Origin of the sequence: Corynebacterium sp. Marseille-P4611, from assembly GCF_916618765.1 — a bacterium.
GTDB lineage: Bacteria > Actinomycetota > Actinomycetes > Mycobacteriales > Mycobacteriaceae > Corynebacterium > Corynebacterium marquesiae.
Map to the genome: position 1 here is coordinate 2,385,480 of NZ_CAKAKD010000001.1, position 12,643 is coordinate 2,398,122.

A 12,643-nucleotide genomic window follows, 5' to 3' on the forward strand; every position below is an offset into this window, starting at 1 on the left:
AGGGGCTTTGACCACAATTCCTATCTACGGAAGGTTGCAGAATGGCTGAGCAGCAAAAGCAGTACATCACCCCAGAAACCAAGGCGAAGCTCGAGGCCGAGCTGCAGGAGCTCATCGACCACCGCCCAGTAGTCGCGGCTGAAATCAACGAGCGCCGTGAGGAAGGCGACCTCAAAGAGAACGCCGGTTACGACGCCGCACGTGAGATGCAGGACCAGGAAGAGGCCCGCATTAAGCAGATTTCTGAGGTTCTTGCGAATGCCACCACCGAGCGCGGTGCTGTTCAGGAGGGCGTTGCCCACACCGGTTCCGTAGTTCACGTTTACTACAACGGTGACAAGGACGATAAGGAGACCTTCCTCATCGGTACCCGCGCCGCTGCTTCCGATAACAAGGACCTAGAAACCTATTCCGAGCAGTCCCCGCTGGGCGCTGCCATCCTTGGCGCACAAGAGGGCGAGACCCGCGAGTACACCGCTCCGAATGGCAAGACCATTTCGGTCACCATCGAGTCCGCAGCGCCGTATGATTCTGCTAAGGCCGCTACTCCACGCGAGTCCTAAACTTTTAACCACTTACCACTCTGGAGAAAGAGCACATCCCCATGAAGAAGTTCTCCCGTTTCGCTGCCGCTGGCTTGGTCTTCACTGCTGGCCTCTCCCTCGCTGCTTGCCACCCACCGAACCAGCAGGATTCTGATTCCAAGGTAGAAAATGCCTCCACCTTCACCGGTGAGGCCCCGATGCAGAAAGATGCTGAGACCAGCTCTTCCGCACCCGAGACCGTTGTTGAAGAGGAAGCACCTGTAGTCGAGTCCGGTGTTCCAGAAGAACCAGCGCAGCCGCACTTGAACGGTACCGCCACCGAACTGCCACAGCAGTAATAAGGCTTGAAGGGCCGAGGGATATCCTCGGCCCTTTTTCATGCTATTTTTCTGGGTTCACTTCCCGCACCCAATCCCCGATGACACCGGGCACGACAGCGGGCGGCTCCCCCAAGAGGTCGCGCTTATTCGGGTCTCTTTCGACCTGCGTGGTGACGGACTTTACGCGCTTTTTCTCACTGTCTTTGCCTCCGCGCATCCCCATCATTGGACCATAGGCTCGCGCCCCTCCGGTTGAGCGGCCTGCATTGCCACCGCGCGCTGCCGCGGCACTTTCACTGCCGCCTACGCCGGGCCGCATGCCCGCACCAGCACCGTTTCCTGCACCACTGCCAAGACCAGCGCGCATGCTCGAACCGCCGCCGAGTGCATTGCTATGGCCAGCGCGCATGCCTGCACCGACACCAGCGTAGGGCGCTCCGGCTCCGCGTCCAAGGTGCAGGCCCGACTGCGCTCCTCTTCCGGCGCGCGCCACATCGGCGCTGCCACTTACATTTCCTGCAGCGGATCCAATTCCGCCTCGTAGCGACTGACCGATGCGTACGCCGCGGCCCGCATCCCCGGGCCGTCCGGCTGCCATCATCGGCGCCATCCCAGAATTGGCGGATTGCGCTGTAGCTACCGGCGCCATCGCACCGCTGTTATTAAGCGCGCCTCCATGTGCTCCTGCGGCGACCGGATGCGCTATACCACTAGGAACCTGCCCCATCGCCCCGTTCGGCGAAGCGACACTCGGCACGGACGCCCCTTGGGTGGACACTTCATTCCCACCGATGGCTACTTGGTCTCCCAGACCAAGCCTTTCCAGCGCATTCCTGCCGCTAGTATGCATCTGCTGGTGAAAATCATTAATTTCCTGTGGGCTCATCCCCACCGCTTCCAGCCCGTTTACATTGCCATTGACGACGTCAAAGTTCCCCGGCCCCAAATCACCTCGCGCAATCGCTTCCGCAATCTTCTTTGGCCACACCACGGCATCGGTGGTGTAGCGCTGCCCATCACCATCAACTCCAGCGAGGCCGGAGTCGACACCGCCGCCTCCCGACGCCGGCGATTGTTCCATCAGAGCGTGCTGGTACGGCATTGCTTCTACCGCGAAGCGCTGCAGGTCAGGTTGCAATGCGGCCAATGCGGCCTTTTCCGCAATTTCGCGCTCGACCGGTTCTGGAATGGCCATCACTTCCATCGCCATGGCCATCGCAGTCGGCTGCATGCCCATCAGCTTGGCGTGGAATCCAGTCAGTTTCTCCCCCATGACCTTGGCATTTGCTACAAAGTGGCTTCCCGACGCCGCCACTTCCCTAATCTTGGCCGCCGCCCTCGACGTGGCTTCGCTGTCGTTCTCGCCTTCCAAAGACCCAGCTGCTTCTTGCAACCCGCTAACGATATCGTCGACTTCCGACGCCAACGCGCTCCACCGTGCATTCGCCTCCGACACATTCCAAATCTGCGTCGACATCAGGTCCGTAGCCAGCTTCACAATGTCCGTACCGACATTCACCACCGGCATGGAAAACCCAAATGGGCTGTACCCCGGCTCCGGCTGGTTCATAATCGGCATCGCCTCAATACCGATATCCCCACCTGCATCCGCGATCTCCATTCCCCGACTATTCGCGTCCTCTTGCGCCTGAAACCCTCGGGCCTCCCGCCCCAAAGAATCAGAAAGCCACTCCAGCTGTTTTACAAAGCTCGAAATGGAGTTTCGGGCTGATCCCGGATCCAAACTCAAAACTCGCTCGTGAACTGCGCCAACATGATCAATGCCAGTCACCGGAGAGAAGCTACCTGTAAGCGGGCTTACGGCAGCCATATTGTTCCGGGCAATGTTCTGGTTCATGCGCTCAATTTGGTTTATATTTCTTCCTACATTAGCAACGTTAATTTTCATTTAATCCCCCGATAATCATTTAAATTAGGTCTTTGGTCAATCTGCTCGCCTTTTCGCAGGCACTACTTTTGGTGTCACCAAAGCTATTCGCCGAGACTGTTACCACACCTCGCACAGTTGAAATCGTTGCGGTGCAAGCCATTTCCGGGAAAATCTCCCCTCGCTGAATTAGAACTCCTTCTAATTCGCTGTCGGTGGATTTGACCACCAAGTCTGGCCTTACATTTGAACTGTCAAATGGCTTGAATGTCGAACTAATAGAAAGAATTGTCTCTTCGGAAACACTTTTGTAGCTACACCCCTTTTGACCTGACTCTATAATGTCTGGGTTACCATAACGCTCCAGTCCAAGATCTTGCAGTTGGTCTTCCGAAATCTCTGTACAAGGATCGAATACTTGGAACCCTGGCTGAGCCGGATCGAATTCCCCCAGTGGCGGTAGGACGCCGGAAGTGTCTCCCGACCCCGTGGCGCCGGCCTCCCCCGGTTGGCCGGCGCCGTCCGCATTCTTCCCACCATTAGTGTGTGCCGTTTCCCCCTGATTGCCTTCCGCGTCATCCCCCGGGTCCCCGTTGGCTCCCCCTGCACCGTCGGTCGAACTAATGCCGCCAGACTCGTCCACCTTGGTGGGTTCCTCCGACGCGCTCCTCGTACCGATGTCTGCAACGCAGCTGCTCAGCATAACGGTGCTGCTGACCATCAACATTGCTACGGTGACCTGACGCTTCACAACAATCCTTCGCGCACTCACTTCCTGACGAGAGGAACAGGAAAAGTGAAACAGAGAACTTTTCACTTCATATTTCCCGTTCCGGTACACAGCATGCATGAGGCACCCAGATTTTTCTACGCAACCGCAAAGGTTAACGGCAATTTAACAAAATTATTTGTCCCATATGCCACACCCATCACATCCAAAAGGCGAAATTTCCTGCTCATGAGCAGTATCATCTCTTGGAGTGGTTTGGTAGACCAAATGAAGGTTAAACCCTCACTTTATCCCCCAGCACTACCCCAGAAATTACACGTTTGTAAGCGAATTTTCGGCAACAAAAAGGCCCGCACCGAAGTGCGGGCCAGTACAAAAGAGTCAGTTAGTCTCGCTGGAAATAGCTCAGCAAACGGAGAATTTCAGTGTAGAGCCAGACCAGGGTCACAGCGAGGCCCAGAGCAACGCCCCACGCGTTCTTAGCGGGAGCACCAGCGCGGATCATGCGGTCAGCCTGATCAAAGTCGGTCAGGAAGGACAGGGCACCAAGAACGATGCAGACCAGCGAGAAGATGATGGCAATCGGACCACCATCGCGCAACGGGTTGAAATCAAAGAAAATCGCGCCCAAGAAGTTAACAAGCGCCATGACAGCGATGCCAGCGATCAAGCCGAAAAGGATCTTGGTGAACTTCGGGGTCACCTTCACTGCGCCAGTCTTATACACAATCAGCATGCCGATAAAGACACCGATGGTGCCGACAATCGCTTGACCAATGATGGCCATGCCGCCCTCGCCCTGGAAATTGACATTGGCGAACATCAGGGAGAAGCCGCCGACAAATAGGCCTTCAAATACGGCATAAATCAGGGTGACTGCAGCAGAACCCCACTTCTTACCAAAAGAGGCAACGAGCACGGTAATGAAGCCACCGATACCACCGACCAGAGTCAAGGCCATGGCGATACCTGGGCTCACTAGCATTCCCAAGGCGAAGTTGATGGCTGCGGCGACAATGATGACGCCGAGGGTAATGCCTGTCTTGGTCACTACATCATCCACGGTCATGGGACGAGTAGATGCGTCCGCATAACCAGGATTTTGGCGGCTACTATTTTCGGTCAGAGAACTCATTACCGGATTGCTTGAACGCACGGTTGTCCTTTCTAAGAGAGGTGCAAATTAGCTATCTCACCCCATTCAACGAAACACCATCCCATAAAGTTCCACATTCTTACCATTTAGCTAGAAGTTTTGTGTGAAGCTTCCGCATAGATGCTGTGGAGAGATGCTGACGCAAAAAGTCTCGAGACGCTTCCAAGAAAGACGTCTCGAGACTCCTCATGGTGCCCCCAGTGGTGTCTGGTTCCATGACATCGTTCCGCTCTGTCTCACGACATCATTCCGCCCCACAAGGCCCTGATGTGCCACAACATCGTTCCACTGTTCCCGCACAACCACCCCAACAGGGAAAATGAGGCCACACGCACCAACCCAGGATGTAGCGAGACATACTTCCGCTCAAAATAGAGCATGGGCAAGAAACACACTTCCAACAAAGTCATCGTCGAAACCATCCTCGCAACCGGCATGAGCCATAAAGATGCCGCCGCACTCTTTAGCGTCAGCACCCGCTGGATCCGCGAACTTATCCACCGCTATCGCAAAGGCGGCTACCAAGCACTCGAACCACGCTCCCGGCGCCCACACTCCAACCCCAGACAAGTGCCAGAGAGCACGGTCAAAGCAATCCTCGATATCCGACAACACCTGGAAAACACCGGCCAAGACAACGGCGCCCACACCATCCGCTGGCACCTTCAACAACAAAAAATAACCCCACTACCAGCAGCATCGACTATCCACCGCATACTCAAACGCCACGGCTGGGTCATCGAACAACCTCACAAAAGGCCACGCAGTTCCTGGAAACGATTCCAAGCAGACCAACCGAACGAAACCTGGCAACTCGACTACAGCCACTGGTACCTCAACAACAACCAACGCGTAGCCATCCTGACCATCATCGACGACCACTCACGCTATGTCATCGCTTGCAAAGCCGTCGAGCACGAAACCGGCACCAACGTCATCGACACCTTCATATCCGCAGGAAACAAACATGGATTTCCCAAATCCACCCTCACCGACAACGGCAGCGTGTTCACCACAAAGCTCTACAGAAAAGCCGACACTCGCAACGGCTTCGAACAGCTACTGCTCCAAATGGGCATCCACCAAAAGAATGGAACGGGCCTGGCCCCCGGAAAGTAGACACGTCGGGGGTTAGCTATGCTGCTTGGGTCAGTGTAGCTGAATTAAGCGCTTCGAAGTCATCGGGGGCTAGAAGGTTGCACCAGGAGTGCCGTCTGCGCGTGTTGTAGCGCATGCACCATCGGAAGACTTCCTGGCGGCAGCTGATTGGACTTTCAAAGAGTTTCCTATCACGCAGTACTTCACGCTTTAAGGTGGCGTTAAAGGATTCTGCTAGGGCATTATCGGCACTCGTTCCCACTGCTCCCATGGATTGGCGCACACCAAGCTGAGCGCAGTGGTCCCTAAATGCCTGTGAGGTGTACACACTGCCGTGATCGGAATGGAAAATTGCCCCTTTAAGGCTTCCGCGGACCTTTCTGGCATGAGACAAAGCTTCGATAACCAGCGATACCCGCATGTGATCGGCTAGTGCATGACCGACAAGTTTGCGAGAGTAGACGTCGATGACCGTGGCAAGGTACATGTTTTTGCCACCCTTACACGGCAGGTACGTAATGTCGCCAACATAGACGTGGTTTGGCCTGTCAGCGGTGAATTTGCGGCCCACTAAATCTGGCATGACGCGGTGACCAGGCTTACGCCTGGTAGTGACACATCGGCGGCGCTTGGTAAAGCCTTTAAGCCCCATGGATTTCATGATGCGTGCGACCTTCTTGTGATTGATCGGGCCGAAATCCGTATCACTGTTGAGGCTCGCAGCGATGCGTTTAGCACCATAAAGCCCGTGCTCATCATCAAAAGTGGTCTTGATTTTTGCACCAATAAGGGCATCGGAACACATCTTTAACCTGCGTTTTTCGCGGGTTTGCACCCATTTGTAGAACGAGGAGCGATTGAGCTTTAACACGTGGCACATCCGCTTAACCGAGTATTCGGTTCGGTGGTCATAGACAAACTGGAAGCGGATTACCAGCGTGTCTCTTCGGCAAAATATTTCGCGGCCTTGCGCAGGATGTCGCGTTCTTCACGCAGCTTTGCGTTTTCGTTTGTCTCACTGGCGGATCCGCTCAGAATCAGTCGTCGCCTGAGCTTTATCACGCATGTTTTTCGAGTGGGCACGTTTGCCGGTGCCGTACTGCTTAAGCCAGGAATAAAGTGAAGAACGATTGATTCCTAGCTCTGCTGAAGCCGTGTGAAGTGAGAGGTCCTCATTGTTTTCGTAGAGGGCCACAGCATCACGTTTGAACTGTTCGGAGTACCTAGGCATGGTGGTAGATTACCTTTCTTCCCAACCCAACCGGGCTGGATATCAGGTGTCTACCTAAGAGAGTGTCTGATGGTTTGTGTGTGGGTACCTAACCCGCATGAGGAGATGGACCAGAATGACTACTGTGGCACGACGAGATCCGGCTGATAAGGCCAAGATTGATGCGATTGAAAAGAAGCTGCTTGCTAACCCTGAAATCGCGAAGCTGATTGATGACCTAGGCACATCCACAACGGATGCCAATGACCTGGTTCGCGGCATGTTGCAAGCCTCGATTACCAGGGGACTCAACGCTGAAATGGATGCCCACCTGGGCTACGAGTCTGGCGACAGGAGCGCTAAAGCTGCTGCTGGAACAGACAATCACCGCAACGGGTCATATCCAAAGACCGTGGATTCTAACTACGGGCCAGTCACCGTTGATGTCCCACGCGATCGGGCTGGAACATTCTTGCCGACTATGGTTCCTAAAGGTTCTAGGCGCTTGACTGATGTCGATGACATGATAGTCAGCTTGTACGCCGGTGGGATGACAATTAGGGACATCCAGCACCATATGGCAACGGCGATGCGTGTTGATATTTCCCATGAGACGATTTCCGCGGTTACCGATGCCGTCCTCGATGAGGTCATGGTCTGGCAAAACCGCCAGCTAGACGAGTTCTACCCGGTCATTTTCCTGGATGCGCTGCGCATTAAAGTCCGCGATGGCGGCCGAGTGGTCAATAAGTCCGCGTACATGGCTATCGGCGTGGATCTCGACGGTATCAAGCACATTTTGGGATTGTGGATTGCCAAAGAAGAAGGCGCTTCATTTTGGGCGCAGGTATGTGCCAATCTTTCCAATCGTGGGGTCAAGGACGTCTTTATCGTCTGCTGTGACGGGCTTAAAGGTCTGCCTGAAGCAGTTGAGGCAACGTGGCCGAACTCTATGGTGCAAACCTGTATCGTGCACCTGATTCGTGCCGCTAACCGGTGGGTAGCCTACGGGGATCGCCGGGGCGTATCAGCCGCGTTGAAAAAGATTTACACCGCCACGGATGAAACCACAGCTAAGGCTGCCTTAGACGAATTTGAAGCCTCTGAATTGGGAGAAAAGTATCCACGCTCAGTCAAGGTCTGGCGAGATGCTTGGGCGCGTTTCGTACCGTTTCTGCAGTTCCCACCAGCGGCCAGAAAAGTAATCTATACGACGAACTCGATTGAATCATTCAACAATGAACTGCGTAAAGCTACCCGCAACAGGGTACAGTTCACCAACGATGAATCAGCGCTCAAGACGCTGTGGCTGATGATCTGCAATATCGAAGACAAACGAGCTGCAAAGAGAGCGAAGCAGGGCAAACGAGTCTCAGCGACAGCCGGCAGACTCATGGAAGGAGCCCGAGTTTCCGGCTGGAAACAAGCCATCAACCAAATGGCCGTGGCCTACCCCGACCGCTTCGACAAATACCTATAAACCTAACCCCACACACAAACAACTTGACGCTGATAATGGGAATACAGGATCGGAACCACGTGGAATGACCCACTTCTTGACTGGCCATGATCTCCTCATGTGCCTTCAGCGTGATCTGTCTTCCATGTTAGTTCCGACCCTGTACCGCAATCTGGTGAATCCGCCCATGACCTTATAGGAGCGTGACGTCTCCACCGTGACCACCCCGGCAGGTGTCTAGTGTAGTCGTCCCATCAGCGTCTTGTCTGCCCGGAAACCCCGGATCGCGGGTCACCCGCACGTTTGCTCACAGACAGGACCTGATCCCCAATGTCTACCACTTTCGACTGCCCCACCGGCCCCGTTGCCGGAATCGACACCCACACCGATACCCACACTGTTGCCGTTATTTCGGACACCGGCCGGCACATCGCCACCGACACCTTCCCCGCCACCAACCCTGGCTACGTGGCGATTTCAGAGTTCATGGCAACCTACGGTGTCACCACCGTCGGTGTGGAAGGAACCAGCTCCTATGGAGCAGGCCTGACACGCCACCTTCGCACCCAGAAATACTCAGTCGTAGAAGTCTTACGCCCTACCCGGGCCGTTCGACGCCGGGCCGGCCAATCAGACCCCGTTGATGCTGTCGCTCCCCCCCGCCAGGTGCTCACCGGGGAAGCCTTAAGCATCCCGAAAGACACTTCCGGGCCAGTGGAATCCCTCCGTGGGTTGCAGATCACCCGCCGTCAGCTCGTGATGACAGCAGCGAAACTGATGACAACGATCAAATCGTTGCTGGTCACAGCACCCGATGAGATTCGACGCCGCTATAGTGCGATGTCCACATTGGTCATGGTGGAGGCCTTGTCCCGGTGCCGACCATCAGCTGACCTGGCCGACCCCAGAAATGGGGTGCTCCTCGCGTTGAAGACATTAGCCACCACCTATCGTGATTTACAGAAACAGGGTACGCAGCTGGAAAAACACATCAGTATCCTGGTTGAGATGATCAATCCGCATGTGACCTCGATATTTGGGTGTGGTTCCGTGGTGGCTGCTGATCTGATTGTCAGTGTGGGGGATAATCCAGGCCGGATTCACTCCGAGGCAGCATTAGCTCATCTGTGCGGGGCCGCACCGATTCCGGCTAGTTCTGGACGGACTCATCGGCACCGTCTCAACCGGGGTGGTGATCGTCGGGCGAATTCTGCGTTGCATCGGATCGCGTTGGTGCGGATGCATCATGACCAACGCACCAGGGACTACGTAGCCAAACGCACCAAGGAAGGATTGTCGAAAAAGGAGATCTTACGGTGTCTGAAACGCGCCATTGTCAGGGAGGTCTACCGGGTGTTGTGCTTGGGTCAGGCCGTTCTTCCAACGGGCCAGGTAGAGGTTGATGAACTCAAAGCTCGACGGATCGAGAGGCAGTTATCGCAAGCCCAGGTTGCTGAAAAACTCGGGTGTGCCCCGGCGAGAATCAGTGATATCGAAACCGGCAAGCGCCCTTTGCCGGAGTTGAGGTTGGCTTATGAAGAACTTCTCAAATCAGCTTGACACAACATAGGAGCATCACGCTCCTACCTAACGGGGGCCAGGTCCAACTCCATACCATCCCCAAACCCAAGGAAAAGTCGAGCGCTTCCACCAAACACTCCAAAAAGCCCTGCACACAAGGCCATTTGCCCACAACATCGCCGAGCTAAACCAACAACTCGATGACATCATCGACTACTACAACAACCACCGACCCCACCGAGCACTCAACAGACAAACGCCAGTTCAGGCCTACAACCGACTGCCCAAAGCCCAGCCACTCGATATCCCCATCGGCACCGACAACCGCCTACGCCGAGACAAAGTCGACAACGACGGAAAAGTAACCCTCCGCTGGGCCGGCATGATGCGCAAACTCGGGCCTGGCCCCCGGAAAGTAGACACGTCGGGGGTTAGCTATGCTGCTTGGGTCAGTGTAGCTGAATTAAGCGCTTCGAAGTCATCGGGGGCTAGAAGGTTGCACCAGGAGTGCCGTCTGCGCGTGTTGTAGCGCATGCACCATCGGAAGACTTCCTGGCGGCAGCTGATTGGACTTTCAAAGAGTTTCCTATCACGCAGTACTTCACGCTTTAAGGTGGCGTTAAAGGATTCTGCTAGGGCATTATCGGCACTCGTTCTGAAGCGTCCTGGGTTTAGTTCCTACCTCAGCTAAGGAAGGATTGAACTATGCCTAGAAAGTATTCCGTCGAGTTCAAGGAGAAGGCGGTCCATCAGATCATCGAAATGGTCCGCCTGGAGTCTTGCTCACTGCAACGCGCCTACACGGAGGTCGGTGAGCTGCTTGGAGTATCTCACCACACGTTGCGGGCCTGGTACCGTGACAGCGCCTCAGTACGCGATAATTCTGACGCTTCAGGCGGCGAAACAATGGAAGAAGAACTCAGGCGTCTGCGCCGCGAAAACCGCGAACTGAAACGAGCAAACGGGATTCTTAAAACTGCTTCGGCTTTTTTCGCAGCGGAACTCGACCGACCCACGACCAAATGATCTCCTACATCGACGCGTACAAAGATCAATTTGGGGTCGAGGCCATCTGCCGAGTCCTTAAACAAGCAGATCGTGGATTCATTACTTCACGCGGCTACCGCAAAGCCACCACACGTGTTCCCAGCGCAAGAGCCTTAAGCGATAGCCTTCTCATCCCAGAGATACAGCGTGTGCATGCGGAGAATTTCTCGGTCTACGGCATCCGCAAAATGTGGCACGCGATGAACCGCGAAGGCTTTCATATTGGTCGCGACAAGACCGCACGTCTGATGAAACTTGCAGGTGTTTCTGGCCTCAGACGTGGGCGAACCCCAATAACAACGGTAAGCCCGAAGACACCGGATCATCGCCCGGACCTAGTGCGCCGAAACTTCCGTGCGCAGGCACCAGGCAGGCTTTGGGTTGCCGACATTACCTACGTTCGCACCCTGTCAGGATTCGCCTACACCGCGTTTGTCGTGGATGTCTTCAGCCGAAAAATTGTTGGTGTTGCTACACGCTCGACAATGCGCACCGATGCGCTGCCCATGGAGGCATTGGAACATGCGTTAACGACTGCAGGACGAATCCATGGAAACCAACTAATTCACCACAGCGATCGGGGCAGCCAGTACGTGTCACTGAAGTATTCCACCGCGCTAGCTGAGTCAGGAATCCGCCCGAGTGTGGGAACAATCGGCGATTCTTACGACAATGCACTAGCCGAAACAGTCAACGGTCTCTACAAGGCGGAACTGATTCATGCCCAGGGCCCGTGGACGTCGGTCGGAGAAGTCGAACTGGCCACCTTGCGGTGGGTGCATTGGTGGAACACTAAGCGACTTCACGAAGCATTGGACTACGCCACCCCACAGGAAGTAGAAACCGAGTACTATCTCACCCAGCCCATCAACACAGGGCCGTAAAAGAAGCGGAACTAAACCCAGGACGCTTCATTCCCACTGCTCCCATGGATTGGCGCACACCAAGCTGAGCGCAGTGGTCCCTAAATGCCTGTGAGGTGTACACACTGCCGTGATCGGAATGGAAAATTGCCCCTTTAAGGCTTCCGCGGACCTTTCTGGCATGAGACAAAGCTTCGATAACCAGCGATACCCGCATGTGATCGGCTAGTGCATGACCGACAAGTTTGCGAGAGTAGACGTCGATGACCGTGGCAAGGTACATGTTTTTGCCACCCTTACACGGCAGGTACGTAATGTCGCCAACATAGACGTGGTTTGGCCTGTCAGCGGTGAATTTGCGGCCCACTAAATCTGGCATGACGCGGTGACCAGGCTTACGCCTGGTAGTGACACATCGGCGGCGCTTGGTAAAGCCTTTAAGCCCCATGGATTTCATGATGCGTGCGACCTTCTTGTGATTGATCGGGCCGAAATCCGTATCACTGTTGAGGCTCGCAGCGATGCGTTTAGCACCATAAAGCCCGTGCTCATCATCAAAAGTGGTCTTGATTTTTGCACCAATAAGGGCATCGGAACACATCTTTAACCTGCGTTTTTCGCGGGTTTGCACCCATTTGTAGAACGAGGAGCGATTGAGCTTTAACACGTGGCACATCCGCTTAACCGAGTATTCGGTTCGGTGGTCATAGACAAACTGGAAGCGGATTACCAGCGTGTCTCTTCGGCAAAATATTTCGCGGCCTTGCGCAGGATGTCGCGTTCTTCACGCAGCTTTGCGTTTTCGT

8 protein-coding genes and 5 pseudogenes are annotated in these 12,643 nt (G+C 54.9%); 7 read left to right on the forward strand and 6 right to left on the reverse strand.

Annotated elements, in window-relative coordinates:
- Positions 1-41: 41 nt before the first annotated feature.
- Complete coding sequence (gene greA, locus LG376_RS11390; RefSeq protein ID WP_023021898.1) at positions 42-563, forward strand: transcription elongation factor GreA; 522 nt, start codon at positions 42-44, stop codon at positions 561-563.
- A gap of 41 nt (positions 564-604) precedes the next feature.
- Positions 605-883: a hypothetical protein gene (locus LG376_RS11395; protein ID WP_005323615.1), complete on the forward strand. Its 279-nt coding sequence runs from the start codon at positions 605-607 to the stop codon at positions 881-883.
- Positions 884-926: 43 nt separating this feature from the next.
- On the opposite strand, the gene LG376_RS11400 is transcribed toward LG376_RS11395, so the two are convergent.
- From LG376_RS11400 to LG376_RS11410, 3 genes are all read right to left on the reverse strand, one after another.
- Positions 927-2,774 (reverse strand): hypothetical protein, encoded by a 1,848-nt coding sequence (locus LG376_RS11400; RefSeq protein ID WP_225747197.1) that lies wholly within the window; start codon positions 2,772-2,774, stop codon positions 927-929.
- A 19-nt stretch (positions 2,775-2,793) separates the two neighbouring features.
- A complete protein-coding gene (locus LG376_RS12705; protein WP_225747396.1) occupies positions 2,794-3,396 on the reverse strand; it encodes a DUF3558 family protein in 603 nt (200 codons plus the stop codon).
- Between the two features lie 472 nt (positions 3,397-3,868).
- Positions 3,869-4,639 (reverse strand): Bax inhibitor-1/YccA family protein, encoded by a 771-nt coding sequence (locus LG376_RS11410; RefSeq protein WP_049378448.1) that lies wholly within the window; start codon positions 4,637-4,639, stop codon positions 3,869-3,871.
- Between the two features lie 378 nt (positions 4,640-5,017).
- Between LG376_RS11410 and LG376_RS11415 the strand changes: the two are divergent.
- Positions 5,018-5,749, forward strand: a pseudogene (locus LG376_RS11415) (DDE-type integrase/transposase/recombinase); the annotation flags it as partial.
- Positions 5,750-5,774: 25 nt separating this feature from the next.
- On the opposite strand, the pseudogene LG376_RS11420 reads toward LG376_RS11415, so the two are convergent.
- Positions 5,775-6,968, reverse strand: a pseudogene (locus tag LG376_RS11420) (IS3 family transposase).
- A 115-nt stretch (positions 6,969-7,083) separates the two neighbouring features.
- Here LG376_RS11420 and LG376_RS11425 point away from each other — a divergent pair.
- The 3 genes and pseudogenes from LG376_RS11425 to LG376_RS11435 all read left to right on the forward strand — a co-directional run.
- Entirely contained in the window at positions 7,084-8,427 is a 1,344-nt protein-coding gene (locus tag LG376_RS11425) for an IS256 family transposase (protein ID WP_005326230.1), read from the forward strand.
- A gap of 309 nt (positions 8,428-8,736) precedes the next feature.
- The gene (locus tag LG376_RS11430) at positions 8,737-9,966 is read left to right on the forward strand and encodes an IS110 family transposase (protein WP_225747198.1); all 1,230 of its coding nucleotides are present in this window, start codon (positions 8,737-8,739) and stop codon (positions 9,964-9,966) included.
- Positions 9,967-10,015: 49 nt separating this feature from the next.
- Positions 10,016-10,339 (forward strand): annotated as a pseudogene (locus tag LG376_RS11435) (integrase core domain-containing protein); the annotation flags it as partial.
- 23 nt (positions 10,340-10,362) lie between these two features.
- On the opposite strand, the pseudogene LG376_RS11440 reads toward LG376_RS11435, so the two are convergent.
- Positions 10,363-10,593 (reverse strand): annotated as a pseudogene (locus LG376_RS11440) (integrase core domain-containing protein); the annotation flags it as partial.
- A 39-nt stretch (positions 10,594-10,632) separates the two neighbouring features.
- Between LG376_RS11440 and LG376_RS11445 the strand changes: the two are divergent.
- Positions 10,633-11,858, forward strand: a protein-coding gene (locus tag LG376_RS11445; RefSeq protein ID WP_225747199.1) for an IS3 family transposase whose coding sequence is annotated in 2 segments (ribosomal slippage) — positions 10,633-10,912 and positions 10,912-11,858 — 1,227 coding nt in all. Because the reading frame shifts where the segments join, the coding sequence is not laid out codon by codon here.
- Here the strand turns inward: LG376_RS11445 and LG376_RS11450 are convergent.
- A pseudogene (locus LG376_RS11450) lies at positions 11,851-12,641 on the reverse strand (IS3 family transposase); the annotation flags it as partial. The gene LG376_RS11445 and the pseudogene LG376_RS11450 sit on opposite strands and share 8 nt — an antisense overlap.
- Positions 12,642-12,643 lie beyond the last annotated feature (2 nt).